Raw genomic sequence first — 24,215 nt, 5'->3', positions numbered from 1 at the left:
GATGCGCACAATCGTAGTTGGCAGTAGACAAAGTGCTCTGGCACTGACACAGACAGGACAGGTTATCGATGATTTGAAGCGTTTGGCCAAGGAGCACGGATTGGAATACGACTTCGCGGTCAAGAAAATCGTCACCAAGGGCGACCGCATACTGGATGTTACCCTTTCCAAAGTAGGCGGCAAAGGATTGTTTGTCAAAGAAATCGAGCAGGCCATGTTGGACGGCGAAATTGACATGGCGGTTCACAGCATGAAGGACATGCCTTCCGTTCTGCCTGAAGGACTGGTTTCCGGGGCGGTGCCCGCAAGAAAAGATCCTCGCGACTGCCTGATCTCCAAAGAAGGGACAACGCTGGATGACCTTCCTCAAGGTGCCAAGGTAGGGACAAGCAGTCTGCGCCGGTCCAGCCAGCTCAAGGCCTATCGGCCTGATCTGCAGATCGATTGGATCAGGGGAAACATCGATTCCCGGATTCGCAAAATGGAGGAAGGCGAGTTTCAGGCCATCATTCTGGCAACTGCGGGCCTGCAGCGCATGGGCTGGGAGGATCGGATCACGTCGTACCTGCCGGTTGAAGTCAGTCTGCCTGCCGTAGGCCAAGGCGCTCTCGGCATTGAGTGCCGTGAAAACGATGAAGAGCTGCTGCATCTGCTCTCTCTTTATAACGATGAAGTAACCGCGCGGACCGTCGCCGCGGAACGCAAGTTTCTAAGCGAGCTGAACGGCGGATGCCAGGTCCCGATCGGGGCTTACGCCGTCATGAAGAATGTGGAGGCAGGAGATTCCCGCGGCGAACAAAACGTTATACAATTAACAGGAATGGTAGGTTCTCCTGACGGCGAAATCGTCTTGAAGGAAAGCGCCGAAGGAACCGACCCTGAAGCGCTCGGAGTGGAAGTGGCTGCAAAGCTGAAAGCTAAAGGAGCGGAGAAGATACTGGCACAAGTTAGGGGTTGAGGGGATGGCAGGCAAGGTTTATCTCGTGGGAGCAGGTCCGGGCGATGCGCGCCTGATTACGATCAAAGGCAAAGAATGCATTGAAAAAGCGGATGTCGTGGTGTATGACCGATTAGCCAGTCCTCGGCTGCTGCGCTGGATGAAACCCGGAGCAGAGAAGGTCTACGTGGGCAAGCTTCCGGATCGGCATACGATGAAACAGGAACAGATCAATCAACTGCTGGTGGATTATGCTTTGGAAGGCAAGACGGTGGTCCGTTTAAAGGGCGGCGATCCCACGATCTTCGGAAGAGTCGGCGAAGAAGCGGAGCTGTTATATCGTCATGGCATCATGTACGAGATCGTCCCGGGGATCACCTCGGCGATCAGCGTGCCGGCTTATGCAGGAATTCCGGTGACGCATCGCGATCATGCCTCATCCTTATCCATCATTACAGGACATGAAAGCCCCGAGAAGCTGGACCGCATGATTCAATGGGATAAGGTGACCCATGCGACGGGGACTTTGATTTTTATGATGGGCGTGGCGAAGATCGGTTATATCAGCCGTCAGCTGATGAAGCATGGAAGACCTCCGGAAACGCCGGTGGCTCTAATAAGATGGGGAACCCGGGCGGAGCAGGATACGCTGACGGGAACGCTGGCAGACATCGAGGACAAGGTCAAGGCAGCGGATTTTCAGCCGCCTGCCGTCATCGTCGTTGGCGAGGTGGTGCTTCAGCGGGAGCACTTGAAGTGGGCGGAACGGCTGCCCCTGTTCGGCAAAAGGATTCTGGTCACGAGGGCAAGGAGCCAAGCCAGTTCATTGGTATCCCAAATCGAGGAGCTTGGCGGGGAGCCTTATGAGTTTCCCGTCATTGAAACGGTGATGCCCTCGAAGGGCGAGGTGCTTGCCGGGATTCAAGAAGCGCTGGACAAGCTGGGTACGTATGATTGGGTGTTCTTCACCAGCGTAAACGGCGTCGAGTTTTTCTTCCGCCACCTGAAGGAGCATGGACGCGATATTCGCTCCTTGGCCTCGGCGCGCATCGTTGCGGTAGGTCCCGCAACAGCCGATGCTCTTGGGAATTTCGGTATAACCGCCGAAGTGATCAAGGAGCGTTACCAGGCGGAGGGCCTTATCGATGCTTACGGTCCGGAGCTTCAGCCGGGCCAGCGCGTGCTGCTGCCTCGCGGTGATCTCGCGCGCCGATGGCTGCCGGAGAAGCTTATGGAAATGGGACTGCATGTGACGGAAGCCGTGATATACGAAAACATGCTGTGCGGCGAGGACGATGATGAGCTGCTGAAGCTGCTTCAAGACGGCGGCATTCATGCGGTCACGTTCACCAGTTCTTCTACGGTTACCAATCTGCTGAAAGTGCTGAAGGGGATGTGCGTGGCAGAGCCTGCCGATCTGCTGAAGGAATCGACGATTGCTTGCATCGGACCGCTGACCGCACAAACCGCGGAGGAAGCCGGACTGCACGTATCGCTCCTCGCCGAGGAAGCGACGGTCGACAGTCTGGTCAAGGCCTTGTGTGTTTGGAACGAGAGCGATCCACGCCGTATAACGACGCCATAATATCCTTATCTTTTAAATACATGATTTAAATTACATCTTATGGAGGTACAACGTCATGAGTTTTCCAATCGTACGCCATCGCCGGCTGCGTCAAAATGCCGGCATTCGCAGCATGGTCCGGGAGACCGTGCTTCATACGGAGGATCTGGTTCAGCCGATCTTCGTGACCTATGGCAGCGGTGTGAAATCCGAAATTTCCTCGATGCCGGGCGTATATCATTTTTCGCTGGATACCCTGAAGGAAGAAGTGGACGAAATCGTAAATCTAGGGATTCCTGCCGTGCTCCTGTTCGGGATTCCTGAGACAAAAGACAGTGTAGGCACGTCCGGTTTCGCGGATGACGGAATCGTCCAAGAGGCCACCCGCCTCATTAAGTCGTGGCATCCCGATCTTCTGGTCATTGCGGACACGTGCCTGTGCGAATTCACCGACCACGGCCACTGCGGCATGGTCCATACCTTCGAGCGTGACGGTCACACCTGCGGCGACGTATTAAACGACGAGTCGCTGGAGCTGCTCGTTCGCACGGCGGTCTCCCAGGCGAAAGCGGGAGCGGATATCATCGCACCTTCCAATATGATGGACGGCTTTGTCCAAGCCATTCGTACCGGACTCGATGAAGCCGGATTTTATAATGTGCCGATCATGTCGTATTCGGTTAAGTATGCTTCGGCTTTTTACGGTCCATTCCGCGAAGCCGCAGACTCCGCTCCGCAGTTCGGCGACCGCAAAACCTATCAAATGGATCCGGCTAACGTAAGGGAAGCGCTCCGCGAGGCGGAGACGGACGTGCTGGAAGGCGCGGATATGCTGATGGTGAAGCCGGCGATGGCTTACCTCGACGTTGTCCGATTGCTCAGAGACCAGTTTGATCTGCCGATCGTCGCTTACAACGTGAGCGGCGAGTATTCCATGATCAAGGCGGCGGCTCAGCAGGGATGGATCAGTGAGCAGGCGATCGTGATGGAGCTGCTGACGGGAATGAAGCGTGCCGGTGCGGACATTATCATTACGTATTTCTCGAAGGATGCGGCACGCTGGATGCGCGGCTAGCAACGATTAACGACTAAAGAGTTAGGAGTGCATAGAATGAGCCAAGATTTGCGAAAAGAAGAGTTGTCGCGTTCTGCTTTCGAAGAAGCGAAGTTATATATCCCGGGCGGCGTCAACAGTCCGGTACGTGCATTTAAATCTGTAGGACTCACGCCGATTTATATCGATCGCGGAGAAGGCAGCCGGGTATACGACATCGACGGCAACAGCTTTATCGATTATGTAGGTTCCTGGGGACCGCTGATTATGGGCCACGCACACCCTGAAGTCGTTGAAGCGCTTCAGGAGACTGCTGCCAAAGGGACCAGCTTCGGCGCGCCAACCCTGCTCGAAACGAAGATGGCGAAGCTCGTGTGCGAGCGCGTGCCGTCGATCGAGGTGGTGCGAATGGTGAATTCCGGCACGGAAGCCACCATGAGTGCCATCCGTCTGGCGCGCGGTTATACCGGGCGCAGCAAAATCATCAAATTCGAGGGCTCCTACCACGGTCACGCGGACAGCCTTCTGATCAAGGCGGGATCCGGCATAGCGACACTAGGCCTGCCTGACAGCCCGGGCGTGCCTGAAAGCGTGGCGTCCAACACCATTGCGGTTCCTTATAACGACCTGGAATCGGTACAGCTTGCCTTCGAGCGTTTCGGCGAAGAGATCGCGGCCGTCATCGTTGAGCCGGTGGCAGGGAATATGGGCGTGGTTCCGCCGCAACCAGGATTCCTGGAAGGCCTCCGCAAGGTCACTTCCGATTATGGCAGCATCCTTATTTTCGACGAGGTGATGACCGGATTCCGGGTGGACCTGAACTGCGCTCAGGGACGTTACGGCGTTACGCCTGACTTGACATGCCTGGGCAAGGTGATCGGCGGCGGATTGCCGGTCGGCGCATATGGAGGCAAGCGTGAGCTGATGGATCAGATCGCTCCGGCAGGACCGATCTACCAGGCGGGAACGTTAAGCGGAAATCCGCTGGCCATGGCAGCCGGATACACCACCCTGAAGCTGTTGACGCCTGACGTTTATGAGCAGCTGGAGGAACGGGGGGCCCGCCTTCAGGCAGGATTCGAGCGCAACGCCAAGGAATTCGGCATCCCGCTTACGATCAACCGGATCGGCTCCATGGTCTGCCCATTCTTCACGAATTCGCCGGTCGTGAATTTCGATACGGCCAAGACGAGTGACCTGGACCGTTTCCGCCGCTATTTTGCGGCGATGGTGCAAGAGGGAGTCAGCGTGCCTCCTTCCCAATTCGAGGGCATGTTCATCTCGGCGGCCCATACGGTGGAAGATATCGATGCTACCATCGAAGCTAATTACAACGCCTTCAAAAGCCTATGAGCTACGGGGGCAGCTGGAGTAAGCGCGGCGAATGGCTCGAGATGACGCCCGGCAAGGCACTGTTGGGCCAGCCGGATCGGGACGAGGCCGCCGCCAAGTGGCTTCTGGAAACGGTCGGTATGCCCGAGAAGCTGTATCGCAAGCTTCATCATGAGCAGGGGATACAATGGAGAGGGGACCGGCTTCGGCTGGTCCTTTTTCCTTATCGGGAATACGGCATCGAACCGAGGTGGCAGGAGCTTCAGGTGTTGTACGAGGACGATTTCTGCCTGGTCGTGAACAAACCGGCCGGTTTGGCGGTCCATCCAGACAACGAAAGCCGGGAGACAACGCTGAATCATGTCGTGGCCGCCTATTACGAAGCAGAGGGGATTCACGCGGCAGTCCGTCACATCCATCGGCTGGATAAAGATACGACGGGGCCGGTGCTGTATGCCAAGAACGAATATGCGCAGCTGAAGCTTGACGAGGCCATGCGCGAGAAGAAGATCGTTCGAATGTATGCGGCTATCGTTCAAGGGAGGGTATCGCAGGAGCTGAAGCGAATCGATCTCCCGATCGGCAAGGACCGCTATCACGCAAGCCGCCGGAGGGTTTCATTAACGGGACAGGCCGCGATCACGCATATTCTCTCAGCTGAAGCGTATCCGAAAGCCAGTCTGCTGCACATTCGCCTTGAAACCGGCCGTACGCATCAGATCCGGGTCCATCTAAGCCATATGGGACATCCGCTTCTGGGGGATGTTTTGTACGGGGGACCCGGGACGTTTGCGCGACAAGCGCTGCATGGCGAACGCCTGTTGTTCCATCATCCTTTTACGGGCGAGAGCATTGAGGTGCCGGCGCCGTGGCCTCAGGATATGATGGAGTTACGAGAGCGAATCATAGAGGGAGCGAACCGATAGGGGATGCTGCAGCGGCCCTGAACGCCCGCTAACTTCCATGCGCAATTCGCAAAAAAGTCATGCTCTCCTGTTTTCGGCATATAGATAAATTGAGTGGCAAAACTTAGGCTCATGCCGTGATGACAGATCACGGATAGTATATGCCAAAAAGGAGGACATTCCCGTGTTTGACCAGTCCTACGGATTGCGGTTCGATATTTACGAGCGTATTAATTTGACGGAAGATTTGCCGGGAATCGAAGAATTGGAAGAGGCGGAGTTGATCCCGCACATTCAGGTGATCAGCCAGCAGGACCAGGCCACGCTTCGGGGCCATTTGCTTCTAGCAGGCCTGTATAAAGGGGATACCGAAGCAGGAGAGACGGAGCCGCTCGAGCATTGGATTCCGGTCGAGATCACGGTCCCGCTGAACCGCGTATCGTCATTGGATGACATCGCGGTCGAGATCGAGAATTTTGACGTGGATCTGTTATCCAAGCGCAGCTTGAACATAACGGGGGTTTTATCGCTCAAAGGAATCCAGGCGGCGGCTCCGGGAGCTCGTGACCAAGTATGGACCAATGAGGAATTCACAGTGGTACATGCTCCTGAAGCGAATGATACGTATGCAGGCGGAGAGCAGCAGTTCGCAGCCAATCCGTATGAACCGTATCAAGGCGGCGGAGCCAACGCTGAAACGATTACGCCTTCTTATTTCAGCGAGGCTCAGCCTAGAGCCCAAGAGTCCGAGTCGGATGCGCGCACGCAGCAGTATCTGGCATCTTGGGCGGAATACGAGAATCAAATTCAAGATACGCAGGACTCGGACCGAACGGTAAGCATCTCCAGTACCCCTGAAGCCCAAGATACGGTCGAATATGCCTTACATAATGAGACGGAATTTCAGTCAGCTGAGCCGTCGACTCCGAGTGTATGGCAGTTCGAACGGGCTGCGGCCCAGCCGGAGCCGCAGCAGGAAGAACCGGCAGCCGATTTCCCGGGCGTTACTGAGCGCAATGGCGAAGAGGTTCAAGCCCTGCCGGTATTGGATTCCCCGGAAACGGAGGAAGCCCAGCCTGTTTTTGCCGAGGAAGCCGAGCCGTTGGAGGAGATAGAGGAGGAGGTTTCCGTTCAAGTCGAAGAGGCTCCGTCCAAACCGGAGCTAAAGGTTGCCTTCAACGCGAAGAACAGCACCACTAACACCGCTTCGGGCGTAGGCTTCTCCTCATTGCTTCAATCGAGCAGAACGGTTCAGGATCAGGAACAAGCAGCTCGAGACGAGGAAGAGGCCATCGAAGAATCGGTGGATGCCGTTTCGTCCGAGGATGTGGAATGGAAGAGTCTGTTCCTGGGCAACCGCCGGGAGGAAACGCCGTTCCGCAAGGTCCGGATGTGCATTGTTCAGCGTGAGGAGACACTCGACGTGATTGCGGAGCGTTATCAACTGACGCCGCGAGAGCTCTTGTTGTATAACCGCATGTCCGAACAGAATGTGGAAGAAGGTCAGGTATTATACATTCCCCAGTAATCGGGAAGTCGTCATGGGGCTAGAATGAAGCAGGCCGAGGCAGGCAGCCTTGGCCTGCTTTTTGTGCTGCGGGGAACCGGTTTGGAGGAGAGGAAGCAGAGCGAGCTTGGATTGTATGTTACAGCGAACAAGGATTTATTTGAATCGGCAGGTATGATGTCTAAATCGTTCGGAAACACTCGAAATATTGACTATATGGAACAACCACGTTATATTTGAATAGTATATGTACAGGTATTCCAAAAGCTAGAACAACGTTGAACGGGAAGAGTAGGAAGGTATGGCCTTCAGAGAGCGGAATTGCTACCAAGCGCTGTGAGATTCCGCAGGAACCAGCTTGCCGAAGTCGCCCCGGAGTTGCGGACTTGAGATAGAGTAGGATCGATTGCTACCCTGGTTAGAGTTCGCCGGCCGCAGCCGTTATCTGCGTAAAGTGTCGTGCTTGACCGAAAGCCTTTCATGTTCTTCATGGGAGGACAACGGTTGCTGAACCATGTAAGCACGAAACAAAGGTGGTACCGCGAGAGAACAGTCTTTCGTCCTTTGAGGACGAAGGGCTTTTTTTGTTTCACGCCAACTATGATATCCACGAACACGCCCGGAGGCTAAAACGTTTCGGGTTGGCAAAACTGATTAACAGTATCGGAGGTACGAAAATATGGATCAAAAACAAAACCAATCCCAGTTAGAAATGCCGACGACGTATGATCCGAAGGCAGCCGAACAAAAATGGTATCCGTACTGGAAGGAAGGCGGCTTTTTTGAAGCCGGCAAGCGACCGGACGCGGAGCCTTACACGATTGTTATTCCTCCTCCTAACGTTACGGGCATGCTCCATATCGGCCATGCGCTTGACTTTACGCTGCAGGACATCCTGATTCGCGTGAAGCGGATGCAGGGCTACGATGCGCTGTGGCTCCCCGGTTCCGACCATGCGGGCATCGCCACGCAAACCAAGGTAGAGCAGAAGCTTCGCGAAGAAGGCGTTACCCGTTACGATCTGGGACGCGAGAAATTCCTGGAGAAGGTGTGGGAATGGAAGGACCTGTACGCAAACACCATCCGTGATCAATGGTCCAAGATCGGCCTGTCCCTCGATTACTCCAGAGAACGTTTCACGCTCGACGAGGGATTGTCCGAAGCCGTACGGGAAGTATTCGTCAAGCTTTACGATAAAGGGCTCATCTACCGCGGCAAACGCATCATCAACTGGGACCCGGCTGCCCGCACGGCTTTGTCCGATATTGAAGTGGAGTACAAAGAGGTCAACGGCCATTTGTATCACCTGCAATATCCGCTGAAGGACGGCAGCGGCTCCATTACCGTGGCAACCACCCGTCCGGAGACCATGCTCGGCGATACGGCGGTCGCCGTTCATCCCGAAGACGAGCGCTATAAAGACATGATCGGCAAGACATTGGTGCTGCCTATCGTGGGCCGCGAGATTCCGGTTATTGCGGATGAGTACGTGGAGAAGGACTTCGGCAGCGGTGCGGTTAAAATTACGCCGGCGCATGATCCGAACGACTTCGAGATGGGGCTGAGACATGACCTGCCGCAAATTACCGTAATGGATGAATCCGGAACGATGAATGAGTTTGCCGGCAAATACCAGGGCCTTGACCGTGCAGAATGCCGCAAGCAGATCGTCAGCGACATGAAGGAATCGGGCGTATTGCTTCGCATCGAAGACCATGTCCATCAGGTTGGCCATAGCGAAAGATCCGGTGCGGTGGTCGAGCCTTACCTGTCGACGCAGTGGTTCGTTAAGATGCAGCCGCTTGCGGAAGCAGCCGTGGATGCGCAAAAATCCGGCAAGGGCGTGAACTTCGTGCCTGACCGGTTCGAGCGAACCTATCTGCACTGGATGGAGAATGTACGCGATTGGTGCATTTCCCGTCAATTGTGGTGGGGTCACCGGATCCCGGCGTGGTATTCCGAATCCACGGGCGAAGTGGTTGTTGCCATGAATGAAGAGGAAGCCCGCGCGAAGCTGGGCAAGGATGATCTGAGACAGGACGAGGATGTGCTGGATACCTGGTTCAGCTCCGCGCTCTGGCCGTTCTCGACCATGGGCTGGCCGGACCAGGACAGCGAGGATTTCAAACGTTATTATCCGACCAGCGTTCTCGTAACGGGTTACGACATCATCCCGTTCTGGGTGTCGCGGATGATTTTCCAAGGACTTGAATTTACAGGGCAAATGCCGTTTAAGGACACGCTGATCCATGGCCTGGTTCGGGATAGCGAAGGCCGCAAGATGTCCAAGTCGCTGGGCAACGGCATTGACCCGCTCGAGGTTATTGAACAGTATGGCGCAGACGCTATGCGTTATATGATATCGACCGGCAGCACGCCGGGTCAGGATCTTCGATTCCGCTGGGAACGCGTGGAGCAAGCGCGTAACTTCGCTAACAAAATCTGGAATGCGTCGCGGTTTGCGCTCATGAACCTGGAGGGCTTCACGGCGGCGGATATCGACATTTCCGGAGAGCTGGGAACAGCGGACCGGTGGATTTTGCACCGTTTGAACGAAACTTCCCGCGACATTACGCGTCTAATTGATGCCTACGAATTTGGCGAAACCGGTCGACTGCTCTACAATTTCATCTGGGATGATCTGTGTGACTGGTATATCGAATTTGCCAAGCTGTCCCTATATGGCGAGGATCAAGCAGCCAAGAAAAAGACGCAGTCGGTGCTTGCCTATGTGCTGGACCGCACGATGCGCTTGATTCACCCGTTCATGCCGTTCATCTCCGAAGAGATCTGGCAGCATTTGCCGCATGAAGGCGAGACCGTTATGCTGGCTTCTTGGCCGACCTATGATGAGGCGTTTGAGAATACGGAAGCTGTTACCGAAATGAACCTGCTGATGGATGTGATCCGTGCCGTACGTAACATCCGGGCGGAAGTGAACGTGCCGATGAGCAAAAAAGTAGAACTGCAATTGAAACCGGTAAGCGGGCAAATTGCCGGCATTATCGATCGCAATTCCGATTATATTCGCCGCTTCTGCAACACGTCGGAGTATGAGTCCTCCCTTGCGCTTGAGGCGCCGGATAAAGCGATGACCGCCGTGGTGACAGGTGTTGAGATGTATCTGCCGCTTGCCGGACTGATCGATATCGCTCAGGAGATCACGCGTCTGGAGAAGGAAATTCAGCACTTGAACAGCGAAGTCGAGCGTGTGGAGAAGAAGCTGAACAATCCTGGTTTCGTATCGAAAGCACCCGAGAAGGTGATTGAGGAAGAACGGGCGAAACTCGCGGATTACTCGGACAAACGAAGCAAAGTGATTGCGCGCATCGAAGAATTGAGAGGCTAATGGGCAAGATGAATCTGGACCAGAAGGTGAGAACGATGGTTGATCAATCGGCAGCTGCAGCGGCAGCTCCGTTCCATACCTATGAGGAAGCGGTAGCTTGGATCAATGGGCTGATTCCGTTTGGGATCCGCCCTGGCATGGATAGAATTCAGCGATTGATGGAGCTGCTCGGCCATCCGGAGCGTCGATTAAAATTTATCCACGTGGCCGGAACGAACGGAAAAGGCTCCACATGCGCTTTTTTAACAAAGGTTCTGCTTCAAGGGGGATTCACGGTAGGCACCTATACGTCCCCCTATATTACGAAGTTTACCAATCGGTTTCAGTATAACGGCGAAGACATACCGGAAGAGACGCTGCTGGAACTCGCGAATCGCTTAGAGCCGCTTGTTGCCGAAATTGCGGGCTCCGGGCTTGGATCGCCCACGATGTTTGAGGTGTCCACGGCTCTTGCGATCCTGTATTACGGCGAGGTGTCTTATCCGGACGTGGTGGTATGGGAGACCGGACTTGGCGGTCGTCTTGACGTGACCAATATCGTTCATCCCATCATTTCGGTGATCACGAACATCGGCATGGACCATACCGACGTTCTGGGCGATACCATTCAGGAGATCGCCATGGAGAAGGCCGGCATCATCAAGCCCGGAGTGCCCGTGGTGAGCACGGTCACTCAGCCTGAGGCAGTCGAAATTCTGAAAGAAACGGCTGCCAAAAACCGTACAAGTCTGTACCTCGTAGACGAGCAATTCTCTTATGAACGGCTGCGCGGGAACGAAGAAAGCCAGACTTTCCGTTTTAAGGGACCGTTCCGGGATATGGATTTGGATATTTCGATGCAGGGCGAGCATCAATGCGCCAATGCCGCGGTTGCCATGATGACGCTGGAGGTGCTTCGCCAGTACATGGCCTTTATCGTGGATGAAGAAGAATTGCGTGCCGGGTTTAAGGATACGTTCTGGGCGGGAAGACTGGAGCAAGTGCAGTCCTCCCCGCGGATTGTTCTCGATGGCGCGCACAACCCCGAAGGGGCTGAATCCTTGGCCAAAAGCTTGCCGCAGATCTATAAGTATCGGAAACTGAACTTAATGATGGGAATGCTGGCAAATAAGCATCATGAATCGTATTTGCAGCATATACTGCCAATAGTGGATACGCTTATCCTGACTGAACCGGATTTCCGGAAGAAACTGGACGCCAAGGCGCTTGGTGACATCGTAGAGCAGGTAAGGGAGAAATACGCCAAACATACACTGCAAATCATCATAGAACCAAATTGGAAAAACGCACTTGAAGAGTTGAAGTCACGGACGGAAGCGGAGGATCTTGGGGTGGTGTCGGGCACGTTGTACCTGATTGCCGACGTGCGTTCCAACCTCCTGGGCCTTTCCGATTCTGAAAAAGGTTGGTGATATCTGTTGAATACATCAGAACATGTTCATTTTATAGGAATTGGCGGCTACGGGATGAGCGCCATAGCGCGAGTAATGCTGGAGATGGGTTATAAAGTCACGGGTTCTGACGTGGCATCGCAAGAATTGACAGAAAAGCTGGCGGCCAAGGGCGCCAAAATATACATTGGACATACCGCCGAGCAAGTCCAAGGCGCGGACCTTGTGGTGTACTCCACGGCATTGTCCAAAGACAACGTGGAGCGGGTCGAGGCAGAGAAGCTGAACATTCCTGTCCTTCACCGTGCGCAGATGCTGGCGCGTCTTTTGAACGAACGCAAAGGCGTGGCCGTAGCGGGAGCGCATGGCAAGACAACCACTTCATCCATGATTGCGCTCGTGATGGAAGAATGCGGAGTCGATCCGACATTTATCATCGGCGGGGAAATTATGAACGTGGGCACGAATGCCAAAGCGGGCGAAGGCGAGCATGTGGTAGCCGAAGCCGACGAGAGCGACGGTTCATTCCTGCAATACCATCCATGGCTCGGCGTCGTTCTGAATATCGAAGCCGATCACCTGGAGAATTACGAAGGGGATTTCAATCGTCTCAAGGCCGCCTACGTGCAATTCCTCAGCCAGATCAAGGCTGACGGTACAGCCGTGGTTTGCGCCGACGATAACAACATTCAGGCGATTTTGCCTGACCTGAAATGCAACGTGACCACATACGGCATTCATGCGGATGCGGAGTATACGGCAACCAATCTGGTGCTGGGCGACCGTCACGTCAGCTTCACGATGCTTCATAACGGCATGGAGCTGGGCACCGTCGAGCTGTCCGTACCGGGCAAACATAATGTCTACAACGCCATGGCCACGGTGATATGCTGCTTGAAGAGCGGTATCTCGTTCGAGGCGATTGTAGAGGCCATCGTCAAATTCAACGGGGCTAAGCGCCGCTTCCAGGTGCTTGGCGAAGCTGAAGGCATTCTGGTGATTGACGACTATGCGCATCATCCGACCGAGATCGAGGCGACGATCAGTGCCGCTAAAGCTACGGGCAAACGGATCATTGCCGTATTCCAGCCGCAGCGGTATTCGAGAACCTTCTTCCTGCTGGATGCGTTTAGCCGCGCGTTCGGAGAAGCGGATGAGGTGATCATCACCGATATTTACTCTCCTGCCGGCGAGAAGCAGATCGAGGGCATCAGCTCGGGTAAGCTGGTGGAGCTGATCGTTCAGAACAGCAATGCCGGTGCCCGCTATTTGCCTACGAAGGAAGATGTCCTGAACGATCTCAAAGGTCGCGTAAAAGAAGGCGACCTGGTTCTCACGATGGGAGCGGGCGACATCTGGAAGGTCGGCGCGGCTTTAGCGGAGTTCATTAAGGGCAAGAAATAAAGGTTGCCTGCTTCCTTTGCTGCTTCGCTGCAGCAGGGGACTGCATTGGCTTTGCCTCTTATGAGGGGACAAAGCCAGCATCGATAACGATACGAAGGGCTGATCAAGATCATTTCTTGGTCAGCCCTTTTGTTTTTCGCATACTCATAAGTTGCCAAGCTTGATCATATAGCTAGGTGTAGAAGGACAAGTGAGGTGTGTGGATATGAATAAAGCACGGATGACGATACGTTTCGATCACGATCCGCCGAAGGGCAGGAACAAAGACCATGCGCGAGAGGAACACGACGCGAACCAAAACGTTCCGGCGGGCCAAAACCCCCGGGTCTACGACCGCCATTCCGTCTTCGACGAATATGACACAGCGACAGCAAATCGGTTTACCGATACGGACACTTCGTACGAACCTCAGAGGAGCGTTCAGCAGGATCATCTGCGCGTCGTTCCGCCGCTCCGGGAGGAGCGGGATACCCGGGACGTGGACAATCGTGACTGGAGACCATCGCGCAATCATCGGTCCAGGGGACGGCTGGCTGAGGAAAGACGGCGCCTGGACCATGATAACGGCTGGCCGTACGACGATGCCCCTGATGCCCCTGTAGAATCGGATACATACCATCACGTGCACGAGGAGCTCTACGACCTCCATGATGATGCATTTTCCGGGAGAATGACCCCCGAAGCGAACGACCCCCATTGGAATCTCGGGCCCGAGTCGGATCTATATGAGACATCTGCCGGCGATTACGGTTATTATCGCTCACGCAAACCCACCTCCTTCTGGAAGATGGCGGTGTCCGTGACCGCCGCCGTCATCACGGGCCTGCTGTTCGGGTACATGGTGCTGTCCATGTTTAACGGCGGCGACGCCGGCGAGAACCCGGCAACGGGGCAGCTCGAGAGCAATGATGCAGGGAACTTAGCACCGACCGATCCATCCGGGGGAGCGGGGGCATCACCGACGCCTGATATGACCGAATCGGCTGTTCATATTCCAGAGCAAAACTTTTATCTGCTTCAATACGGCGTGTTCAGCACGCCCGAGCGGGCAGCGCAGGCGATCGGGGAACTGCAGCAATCCGGTATTGCCGCCGGCGGCGATCTGGACGAGGAGAACCGCGTGTATGCGGGCATCTCGCCCGACCGCGAGCAGGCGAAGCTGCTCAGCAATCAGCTTAAGGCCGAAGGGGTTGAATTATACGTTAGAGAGATCGCGCTGCCGGGCATAGAGTCAGCGGCATTCGCTGGCGAGGAGCAGACGCTGACGGACTATTTTACGATAAGCGGGGAGCTGGTATCGGAGCTTAGCCAACTATCGGCATCCTTGCTGGGCCTGCAGGAGCCCGGCGCAGCGACGTCGGAGCATATGAATACCATCACGAATCTGCATCAGCAATGGATCCAATCGGTCAAGCAGCTGGCCGCAGGCTTGGGTCCGGAGACCGGGGCCGCGCTGCCGGCCATGGAGCAGTCGATGAACAGTTCGATCACGGCGCTCTCCGAATACAACAAAAATCAATCCAAGGGGCATTTGTGGGAGATTCAAACAGGCATGATGAACTATGTCATGGGCCAAAAGAAACTCCTGGATGGCCTATAAATTCAAATTTACGTCAAATCCGGCTTGGAACTGGAAATAGTTCCCCATGCCGGATTTCTGTTTGTATTGCTTATCGATTCACCGTATAATAATTAGGGTGTCAAAAAATGGCGAGGGAAGAGGATGCATGAAGAAAAATAAAGGAATGCTCATCTTGTTTTTGCTGCTGGGGTGGCTGACGGGAACATGGCTTGCCAAGGCGCTTCAACCGGTCAAGGCTCTGTCGTTTCTGACGTCTACTACACCGATCAAGTGGTCGCCTTCAGCTGATTTTGACATTATTCGTTATGACATTAACCTTGAACTTAACTTTTGCCTGCTCAGTCTGCTCGGCATTATTGCTGCCGTCTGGTTATACCGCAGGCTCTAAGACATGACAAAGGAGATTATCCCCCTTGAATGAGAAGAGAAACCGCCGCATTATATTGGCTTCCACCTCTCCTCGGCGTCAGGAATTGATTGCCTCCCTTCGTATCCCATTCGAGATTATGCCAAGTGAAGCTGACGAGGACACACCGCAAGGGTGGTCGCCAGAGCGAATTGTGGAGTCACTGGCGCTGCGCAAAGCGGAAGCGGTTCTCCGAAAGCTGACGGATGATCCCGGAGATGGTATCATTGTGGGAAGCGACACGATTGTGGTCGTAGATGACCATGTCCTCGGGAAGCCGGAGGATCAAACTGATGCTGCAAGGATGTTGTCCATGCTTCAAGGACGGGCACACTTCGTTTACACGGGAGTGGCTTGCATCGACCGGCGTTCCGGTCGGGCCAAGGTATCTCACCGCGTGACGACCGTAAAGATGAAATCGTTAAGTGATGATGCGATCGCGGCTTACGTAAAGAGCGGGGAACCTGCCGACAAAGCAGGCTCGTATGCGATTCAAGGCCTGGGTGCAACCATCGTGGAAGGAATCGAAGGCGACTACTTTAACGTTGTCGGCCTGCCGCTTTCTCTGCTCTCGGACATGCTGTCTGAAATGGGGATGGATGTACTCACCGATTCATAGATATAGAACACGGCATCCGAAGCCAACGGAATCATGGAAGCTTCGGTGACCTGCTGATTTAAATCTTAGAAAAGAGGGGAATATATGGAGTCGCCAACGCTATTGCTGCGCGACATCCCCCATGATGAACGACCAAGAGAGCGCATGATGCAATATGGGGCGAGCGCTTTAAGCCATGCAGAATTGCTGGCGATACTGCTTCGGACCGGTACCCGCCAGGAATCTGCCGTACATATAGCCCAGCGGCTGCTGGGGGAAGCAGGCGGCATCCGGCAGCTCGTTGATCTTAGCATCGAGGAAATTACGCAAATCAAAGGAATTGGAACCGCCAAGGCTGTTCAGCTGAAGGCTGGCATCGAGCTTGGACGGCGCTTGGCCGCATCGAGACATGTAGAGCCGGTTATTATCCGCAGTCCGCATGACGCGGCAGAACTGCTCAGTGAACAGATGCGGTATTTACAGAAAGAGCATTTTGTCTGTGTATTTTTAAATACGAAAAATCATGTCATTGCCCAGGAAACGCTATCGATGGGGAGCCTTAACGCCTCCATCGTTCATCCCCGCGAGGTGTTCAGAGCGGCCATCAAATGCAGCAGTGCATCCCTGGTGTGCGCGCATAACCATCCGAGCGGAGATCCGACGCCCAGCCCGGAGGACATTTCGCTGACTGCACGCTTAGTGGAGGCAGGACAGATTGTCGGGATCGACGTGCTGGATCATCTGATCATCGGGGACGGATCGTTTGTAAGTTTGAAGGAACGGGGCTTGATGTAATATAATAGTTCAGATTGACGAAGAAAGGGAGATACATCATGTTAGGTGGTTTTACGAAAGATTTGGGAATCGATTTGGGGACGGCAAATACGCTGGTTTATGTCCGTGGAAAAGGAATTGTCGTAAGAGAGCCTTCCGTGGTTGCTCTGCGTACAGATACAAAGAGCATTGAAGCCGTCGGGGAATCGGCTAAGAAAATGATTGGACGGACGCCAGGCAACATTCGTGCCATTCGTCCGATGAAAGACGGCGTCATTGCCGATTTTGATACAACGGCTACGATGATTAAATACTTTATTCGTCAAGCGCAGAAGCAGCGTTCCATCTTCCCGCGCCATCCGAACGTGATGGTATGCGTACCTTCCGGCATTACGGCGGTCGAGCAGCGTGCGGTTGAAGATGCGACCAAGCAAGCGGGTGCACGCGAAGCCTACACGATCGAGGAGCCTTTTGCAGCGGCAATCGGTGCAGACTTGCCCGTGTGGGAGCCTACGGGCAGCATGGTCGTAGATATCGGCGGAGGCACGACCGAGGTTGCGGTCATTTCCCTTGGCGGGATTGTAACCAGCCGCTCCGTGCGCGTTGCGGGCGATGAAATGGACGAGTCCATTATTTCTTATATCAAACGCCAATACAACTTGATGATCGGTGAACGCACTTCCGAGCTGCTCAAGATGGAAGTAGGCTCCGCGATGCCGCTGGAGACCGTGGAAACGATGGAAATTCGCGGCCGCGACTTGGTGACGGGTCTGCCGAAGACGATCACGATTACATCGGATGAGATCAGCGAAGCGTTGGCAGACACCATTAATGCCATCGTTGAAGCCGTTAAGGTTACCCTTGAGAAATGTCCTCCGGAGCTTGCTGCGGATATTATGGACCGGGGCATCGTGCTTACGGGAGGCGGCGCATTGCTTCGCAACCTGGACAAGCTGCTTGCCGAAGAGACCGGCATGCCGGTCATCGTTGCGGAGAATCCGCTGGATTGCGTGGCCATTGGCACAGGTAAAGCGCTCGAGAACATTCACTTGTTTAAATCCCGGAGCAGCTCTGCCGTCCGTTCCAAACGGTAGAAACCAAAATAAAAGTGTAAACCCCTAATGTTGGGAGAGAAAACAGTAAGTTAGAGGGTGTTGCAACTGTTTAAGCTGCTAGGCAATAAGCGTTTGTTCATTATGCTCATCGGGCTGGTAGCGTTTATCGCTATTATGGGGTTTACGCTCGGCCCGAGAGCTTCTTTATCTTGGCCTGAAAAATTCGTCAAAGATACGGTCGGTTTTGTGCAAAGTGTGTTTTATAAGCCCGCTGCTTATATAGCGGGTTTCTTTGAAGATGTACGGAACATGAAGGAAATCTATGAAGAGAATGAGGAACTGCGAAGAGCGGTAGCCCAATATTCCCGGGAGAGCGCCAGTTACAACAACATGAAAGCTAATTACGAGGCGCTGAAGGATCAACTTAATTTTACCGAAAACCAGAAAAATAGGGACAAATACGAATATCGTACTGCACAGGTTCTCAGCGTCAACTCGGATCCAAACAACCGTACGCTTGTCATTGATCTGGGCGAACGAGATGGAGTCAGAGTAAACATGTCGGTTACCACAGTGGATGGCATGGTTGGCATCATCAGCAGCGTGAGCAATTTCACCTCCACGGTGAAACTGCTGACCACGATGGACGCCCAGGATCCGAATCCGCAGCCGATTTCGGTCACGGCCATCGGCAAAGAGGATAAGACGTTCGGCGTGGTCGAGAGCTACGATGAGAAGACCAACACGCTGCTCATGACGCGTATTACAGAAGATGATCCGATTAAGCCCAAAGATAAAATCATCTCATCCGGTGCCGGAGGCGTTATACCGCAAGGCTTGATTATCGGTGAGGTGAAAAGCGTTCAGGTAAGCCAATACGGTCAAAGCAGAACGGCTACGATCGAACCGGCGGCCAAGTTTGACGACTGGAAGTATCTGATCGTTGTCTTTACGCCTGAGGAGCCGGAATAGTATGGCACGTAAACAGATTCTGGTCCTGCTGCTGTTCGTGCTGTTTATTCTGCAGGGCACGGTGTTTTTCTGGTTAACGCCAAGCTCGCTGCAGCTTCAGATTTATCCTAATTTCGTGTTGGTTTGTTTGTTTTTTGTATCGATTTATTACCATCGCCACACGGGGCTCGTGCTCGGACTCCTATTCGGCATGCTTCACGATATCGTGTATTACGGCGAGATGATTGGCACTTATTCGTTTGCTATGGGCGTATCCGCATATCTGGTGGGGCTTGTCTTCAAGTCCCCGCGGGCGCCGCTGCCCATGATGATGACCATTGTCATTCTGGGAAGCTTGTTGTTTGACAGTACGCTTTTTGGCATATATAAGGTATTTCGACTCAACCCGACTTCTTATAATTGGTCACTGCTTCATCATATGCTTCCCAATCTCCTTGTTCATTTTGCCTTTGCTCTGGCAATTTACGTTCCCTTACGCAAGCAGATTGAGCTGGTAACGAAGAATCAGAGAAGGAAGGCAACCTGAACCCTCTCCAATATGACATTTTACTAGACTAGCAGGAACTTGTAGGTTTGAGCGCGAAATGTATAGGGATGGGAGGGACAGGCTTATGGCTGTAAAATCCAATCATGTGACGATTAAGGGCATCAAAGATGGCCTGGTATTCCTGCTTGACGATCAATGCGAGCTGGAGGAATTGCTTGGCGAGCTCCGCTATAAGCTGGAGCATAGTCATCAGAATATTCTGACCGGACCCATCATTCATGTGGATGTGAAGCTGGGTTCCCGGCAAATTTCCGAAGAAGAGAAGCAGACGATTCTTGACATATTGAAGCAAAAGGGCAACTTGCTGATACGCAATGTGGAATCGCCGCCGCTTGCGTCCGAGCTCGTTCCGGAGGAAAAGCTTGCGCTTAAGACGGGGATGGTGCGTTCCGGACAGGTGCTGCATCATGACGGCGATCTCTTGTTCCTCGGCGATGTGAATCCAGGCGGGACGATTACGTGCACCGGCGACATTTACATATTGGGCGCTCTGCGCGGAACCGCGCACGCCGGTGTAGAGGGCAACGAGGAAGCGATTATAGCGGCTTCGTATTTTGCCCCTACCCAGCTTCGTATCTCCCAGATGATCAGCAGACCGCCGGATGAATGGGAAACGCGGGAAACGGTCATGGAGTTTGCGTATTTGAAGGACGGAAGCATGGAGATCGACAAGATCAGCAACATCTCACGTTTGGGTCGGGATTTTAATGTGTTTAAAGGGGTGTAGAACATGGGAGAGGCAATCGTCGTAACTTCAGGTAAAGGCGGAGTCGGTAAAACGACGACATCGGCGAACATCGGCACAGCTTTGGCACTGCTCGGAAAAAAAGTGTGTCTGGTTGATACGGACATCGGTCTTCGCAATTTGGATGTCGTGATGGGCCTGGAAAACCGGATTATATACGATTTGTGCGACGTTGCGGAAGGGCGATGCCGACTTAACCAGGCGCTGATCAAGGACAAGCGCTTTGATGAGCTGTATATGCTTCCTGCAGCCCAGACCAAGGACAAGAATGCCGTTTCTCCGGAGCAGGTCAAAGATATCGTACTTGAATTGAAAAAGGAATTCGAATACGTCATTATCGATTGTCCGGCCGGAATCGAGCAGGGATTCAAGAATGCCATCGCCGGCGCGGACAAAGCGATTGTCGTCACGACGCCCGAGAATGCGGCCGTAAGGGACGCGGATCGGATTATCGGCCTGCTGGAGAGCTCGCATGTCGAGTCTCCGAAGCTCGTGGTGAACCGGATTCGCCCGAATATGGTGAAATCCGGGGACATGCTCGAAATCGAAGATGTGCTGCAGGTGCTGAATATCGATCTGATCGGTATCGTGCCTGATGATGAAATGGTCATTAAAGCGGCCAACATCGGGGAGCCTACGGTGATGAACCCGGATTCCCAGGCAGCCATCGCCTATAGAAACATCGCCCGGCGTATCCTTGGCGATACCGTTCCGCTGATGCAAATCCATCAGAAAAAAGGAATGTTCACCAAATTCAAAAAGTTTTTTGGAATGGGTTAAGGGTTTCGACCAAGAACCGGTGCCGGGAGGCATCGGTTTTTTTTGTTTTTCACCTTCGGCGGTCTGAGCGGCTTTCGCAGAACCCGTCCGCCTCTTCATCAGGGCTTGTTCTAAATCTCTCTCATCTCCTCATAGGATAGAGTAAGAAAACAAGCCCCAAGGGGGAGAGAACAATGGACATCAAAACTTCCGTCAAGAACCGAAGAGAAGCCCGCATTCGCGAACTGCTGGAAGGGGAGCAGTTCACGGCGCAGGACGATAAGCCGTCTTGGACGGCGCTTCCCGATAGAACACCCGCTAATCCCCATAATCCAAAGACAGGCTTCATCAAGGACAACATAGCGAACCCGTCCCCACGTTACGCAGAGCATGAACCGGATCCCGAGCGGCTTTGGAAGCAAGGGCATCGCGGTTGGTATGATACGCCGGATCCCGGTGCTCCGGGAGAACCGCCAAGAAAAGCTTCGTTCCTGTCGGGCTTGATCCGCCGCGTTGCCGTCAGTGCACTGGTGTTTGGATTGGCATGGGGCGTATTTTCGTTTCAGCAGCCGTGGGCCCTTCGCGCGCAGGCATTTATCATTGAAGGGCTGAGCCATGAGATGGATTTCCAGGCGGCTCAGGTATGGTACGAGGAGCATTTTGGCAGCGCGCCGTCCTTTATTCCGATTTTTGGACAAACCGACGAGCATTCGACGAAGGTGAATGCCGGGACCTCTTTGGTTCCTCCGCTTTCGGGAAGGGTGGTTCAATCCTTTGCCGTTGATCTGAAAGGCATCGTTCTGGAAGCCGGAGGGGGTTCTTTAGCGGACCGGGCGGTTAAAAGTATAGAGACCGGGCGCGTCCTTGAGGTTAAAGAACATCCTGAGAACGGGATTACGGTACGCATACAGCATACGGGAGAGCGAACGGCGACATACAGCAGGCTGGCGGAAACCGGGCTTAAGGCGAATGACTGGGTCCAAGGCGGAGATATTATCGGGACTTTGGCATCTTCAGGCACAGGCAGCCCGCCCTCCCTTTATTTCGAACTCAAAGAGGGGGATCGTGACGTCGATCCGGCGGAAGTGATTCCGTTTGATTAAGTTTAAGGGAACGGTCTTGTCGCTGCATCCGCTCTTTGTCATTGTCATGCTGGCATCCGTATTCACCGGTCGCTTCCTGGAGTTGCTGACCCTGTTTATTATCGTGTTTATTCATGAATTGGGACATGCCGCCGCCGCGGCAGCGATGGGGTTCAAGGTACGAGCCATTCAGATGCTGCCGTTCGGCGGCGTTGCTGTCATTGAAGACGACGGCAGGATGACTGCGATGAAGGAGATCATCATTGCGCTTGCGGGACCGCTGCAAAATGTCATCATGATCGGCATTACCCTGGCCTGCCAATGGGCGGGGTGGGGTGACGAGCAGCTGCTGTCTTACATCATTCAAGGGAATCTCGTCATCGCGTTGTTTAACCTGCTTCCGATTCTGCCGCTGGACGGCGGCAAAGTGCTGCAGGCCGTCATCAGCCTGCTCGCTCCTTATCATGCCACCTTGCTGTGGGCTTCCCGCGCAGGCATTTTGTGCAGTTTAATTATGATCGGTTACGGATTGCAGCCGTTATTCTCTGGAGACGGCATTCGTTTAAATGTGCTGATGATCGGCCTTTTCCTGGCGTATTCCAATTTCGAAGACTATCGGAACGTCCATTACCGGTTTTTAAGATTTTTGGTCAATCGGAGCGAGGTTTATGAACGGAATTTGGACGGACTCGGTCCTGCCCAGCCAATCGTTGCAGATTCTTCGAAACCTTTGGATGATATCATGCGTCTATTTAAACGAGAGAAGTATCATTTGATTTATGTCATGAGCGGACGCGGCAGCCTGCTTGCCGTTGTTCCGGAGCAGCATGTGATCTCTTCTTATTTTGCATCAACTGGTCCGCCCTGGTATGCGTAAATCGTAAACATCATGAGGAAGACGGGGGGCGGGCCAAGATTCTTTATCCATTCATGTCATCAGAGATTGTGTTAGGATAAAACAATAGAATATCGTCTTCCATTTGAGAGGTGAAGCCATGAGGCAAATGATAGTTCATTGTGAACATGAGACCATTCAGATGGCCCTCATCGAAGATGGGAGGTTAGCCGAATTCGCCGTTGAGCGGAGTCGTGAGCAAAGTGTTGTCGGAAGCTTTTATAAAGGCAGGGTCGTGAACGTGCTGCCGGGGATGCAGGCGGCTTTTGTAGATATCGGGCTGAAAAAAAACGCGTTTTTATATATCGATGATGTGCTCCATCCGCATTTAGAGAAGCAGCCCAAGCAGAAGCCTTCGATCTCGCAGCTGCTGACGGCGGGGCAGGAATTGATCGTGCAGGTCATGAAGGAACCCAGAGGCGGCAAGGGAGCGAGGGTAACGACGCATTTTTCGCTTCCGGGCAGATGCATGGTGTATATGCCGACTGCGGACTATGTTGCCGTCTCCAAGAAAATCGGACGCGATGCGGAAAGGGCCCGGCTGAAGAGCATCGGCGAGCAGCTTCGCACAGATGAAGAGGGAATCATCATCCGAACGGTGTCGGAGGACGAGCCCCTGGAATTCATAAAGGGAGATCTGGAGTATCTGCGAAAAGAGTGGGCCCGGATTCTCGACAAGGCGGAATCTGCGCCCGTTCCGGCGCTGCTGCATCGCGATTTAGGCCTGCTGCAGCGGTTTCTGCGCGATGCCTTTGATCCGCTGCATGACGAGCTTGTGATCGACAGCAAGCAGAAAGGCGAGGAAACCAAGAGTTATTTGAAGGAAACCGTTCCGGGAATGGAGCCTAAGGTTACATATTACTCGGAAGGAGGCCCGATTTTTCAAGCGTACGGGTTGGACGAGCAGATGAGAGCCAGCTTCGCAAGGAAAATCACGCTTCCCGAGGGCGTGACCATCGTCGTAGACCAAACCGAAGCCATGACGATCATCGACGTGAACACAGCCAAATATATCGGCGGGGATAATTTCGAGGAAACGGTACTGAAGACGAATCTTCTGGCTGCGCAGCAGATCGCAAGGATTCTTCGCCTCTGGGATATCGGGGGCATTATTATCGTGGATTTCATCGATATGGATCATGAAGAGCACCGGCAGCAGGTGGTTTCAGTCATGGAGGCCGTTATGCGCAAAGACCGCACGAAGAGCTTTGTGGTCGGCTGGACCAAGCTGGGACTGCTGGAAATGACCCGCAAAAAAGCCCGGGAAAGCTCGTCGCTCCCCTTTGCCAAGCCTTGCGGAACCTGCGGAGGCCGGGGCGTGGTTATCGAAGAATGATGTTGACGGTGAACGGGGAAT

At 53.8% G+C, this 24,215-nt stretch carries 21 protein-coding genes and 1 other annotated feature; all 21 genes read left to right on the top strand.

Translation table 11 applies throughout. The features are described from left to right. Position 1 precedes the first annotated feature (1 nt). The 21 genes from hemC to RB297_RS12420 all read left to right on the top strand — a co-directional run bounded on the left by hemC (position 2) and on the right by RB297_RS12420 (position 24,194). Positions 2–958, top strand: a complete 957-nt coding sequence (hemC, locus tag RB297_RS12520) for a hydroxymethylbilane synthase (RefSeq protein WP_145038565.1) — start codon at positions 2–4, stop codon at positions 956–958. Between the two features lie 4 nt (positions 959–962). After that, positions 963–2,522, top strand: a complete 1,560-nt coding sequence (cobA, locus tag RB297_RS12515) for a uroporphyrinogen-III C-methyltransferase (RefSeq protein WP_375120610.1) — start codon at positions 963–965, stop codon at positions 2,520–2,522. Positions 2,523–2,577: 55 nt separating this feature from the next. Beyond that, entirely contained in the window at positions 2,578–3,576 is a 999-nt protein-coding gene (hemB, locus tag RB297_RS12510; protein WP_096775398.1) for a porphobilinogen synthase, read from the top strand. Positions 3,577–3,612: 36 nt separating this feature from the next. Next, the gene (hemL, locus tag RB297_RS12505; RefSeq protein WP_096775399.1) at positions 3,613–4,908 is read left to right on the top strand and encodes a glutamate-1-semialdehyde 2,1-aminomutase; all 1,296 of its coding nucleotides are present in this window, start codon (positions 3,613–3,615) and stop codon (positions 4,906–4,908) included. Next, positions 4,905–5,813, top strand: a complete 909-nt coding sequence (locus RB297_RS12500) for an RluA family pseudouridine synthase (protein ID WP_096775400.1) — start codon at positions 4,905–4,907, stop codon at positions 5,811–5,813. Before hemL ends, RB297_RS12500 begins: the two co-directional genes overlap by 4 nt. Before the next feature lie 163 nt (positions 5,814–5,976). Then, entirely contained in the window at positions 5,977–7,320 is a 1,344-nt protein-coding gene (locus RB297_RS12495; protein WP_375120609.1) for a LysM peptidoglycan-binding domain-containing protein, read from the top strand. Positions 7,321–7,568: 248 nt separating this feature from the next. Next, positions 7,569–7,867, top strand: a binding site (T-box leader). A gap of 111 nt (positions 7,868–7,978) precedes the next feature. Continuing rightward, on the top strand, positions 7,979–10,648 hold the full coding sequence (locus tag RB297_RS12490) for a valine--tRNA ligase (RefSeq protein WP_096775402.1): 2,670 nt from the start codon (positions 7,979–7,981) through the stop codon (positions 10,646–10,648). Positions 10,649–10,656: 8 nt separating this feature from the next. Then, positions 10,657–12,060: a bifunctional folylpolyglutamate synthase/dihydrofolate synthase gene (locus RB297_RS12485; protein WP_096775435.1), complete on the top strand. Its 1,404-nt coding sequence runs from the start codon at positions 10,657–10,659 to the stop codon at positions 12,058–12,060. A gap of 6 nt (positions 12,061–12,066) precedes the next feature. Then, a complete protein-coding gene (gene murC, locus RB297_RS12480; RefSeq protein WP_036662695.1) occupies positions 12,067–13,443 on the top strand; it encodes a UDP-N-acetylmuramate--L-alanine ligase in 1,377 nt (458 codons plus the stop codon). A gap of 205 nt (positions 13,444–13,648) precedes the next feature. Next, the gene (locus RB297_RS12475) at positions 13,649–15,043 is read left to right on the top strand and encodes an SPOR domain-containing protein (RefSeq protein ID WP_375120608.1); all 1,395 of its coding nucleotides are present in this window, start codon (positions 13,649–13,651) and stop codon (positions 15,041–15,043) included. A gap of 127 nt (positions 15,044–15,170) precedes the next feature. After that, entirely contained in the window at positions 15,171–15,413 is a 243-nt protein-coding gene (locus tag RB297_RS12470; RefSeq protein ID WP_009594010.1) for a DUF4321 domain-containing protein, read from the top strand. A 25-nt stretch (positions 15,414–15,438) separates the two neighbouring features. Then, complete coding sequence (locus RB297_RS12465) at positions 15,439–16,050, top strand: Maf family protein (RefSeq protein WP_192569327.1); 612 nt, start codon at positions 15,439–15,441, stop codon at positions 16,048–16,050. A gap of 84 nt (positions 16,051–16,134) precedes the next feature. After that, positions 16,135–16,824 carry a RadC family protein gene (gene radC / locus RB297_RS12460; protein WP_009593994.1) on the top strand — a complete coding sequence of 230 codons (690 nt, stop codon included), beginning with the start codon at positions 16,135–16,137 and terminating at the stop codon, positions 16,822–16,824. Between the two features lie 38 nt (positions 16,825–16,862). After that, positions 16,863–17,897, top strand: coding sequence for a rod shape-determining protein (locus tag RB297_RS12455; protein ID WP_009593998.1), 1,035 nt, complete (start codon positions 16,863–16,865; stop codon positions 17,895–17,897). A gap of 57 nt (positions 17,898–17,954) precedes the next feature. Then, positions 17,955–18,830: a rod shape-determining protein MreC gene (gene mreC, locus RB297_RS12450; RefSeq protein WP_090910438.1), complete on the top strand. Its 876-nt coding sequence runs from the start codon at positions 17,955–17,957 to the stop codon at positions 18,828–18,830. 1 nt (position 18,831) lies between these two features. After that, complete coding sequence (gene mreD / locus RB297_RS12445) at positions 18,832–19,356, top strand: rod shape-determining protein MreD (protein ID WP_192569326.1); 525 nt, start codon at positions 18,832–18,834, stop codon at positions 19,354–19,356. 85 nt (positions 19,357–19,441) lie between these two features. After that, a complete protein-coding gene (locus tag RB297_RS12440) occupies positions 19,442–20,104 on the top strand; it encodes a septum site-determining protein MinC (protein WP_015734015.1) in 663 nt (220 codons plus the stop codon). Positions 20,105–20,107: 3 nt separating this feature from the next. Then, on the top strand, positions 20,108–20,902 hold the full coding sequence (minD, locus tag RB297_RS12435) for a septum site-determining protein MinD (protein WP_009594006.1): 795 nt from the start codon (positions 20,108–20,110) through the stop codon (positions 20,900–20,902). Positions 20,903–21,075: 173 nt separating this feature from the next. Beyond that, on the top strand, positions 21,076–21,984 hold the full coding sequence (locus RB297_RS12430; RefSeq protein ID WP_096775408.1) for a M23 family metallopeptidase: 909 nt from the start codon (positions 21,076–21,078) through the stop codon (positions 21,982–21,984). Then, on the top strand, positions 21,977–22,840 hold the full coding sequence (locus RB297_RS12425; protein WP_192569324.1) for a M50 family metallopeptidase: 864 nt from the start codon (positions 21,977–21,979) through the stop codon (positions 22,838–22,840). The genes RB297_RS12430 and RB297_RS12425 overlap by 8 nt, the downstream gene beginning before the upstream one ends. 118 nt (positions 22,841–22,958) lie before the next feature. Further along, positions 22,959–24,194, top strand: coding sequence for an Rne/Rng family ribonuclease (locus RB297_RS12420; RefSeq protein WP_015734019.1), 1,236 nt, complete (start codon positions 22,959–22,961; stop codon positions 24,192–24,194). The last annotated feature ends 21 nt before the right edge of the window (positions 24,195–24,215 follow it).

The sequence above is a fragment of the Paenibacillus sp. CR_12 genome (assembly GCF_041953985.1).
GTDB classification, from domain to species: Bacteria; Bacillota; Bacilli; order Paenibacillales; family Paenibacillaceae; genus Paenibacillus_AQ; species Paenibacillus_AQ lautus_A.
Note: the sequence above shows the minus strand (reverse complement) of the source record. Positions and strands in the feature narration are given on the sequence as shown.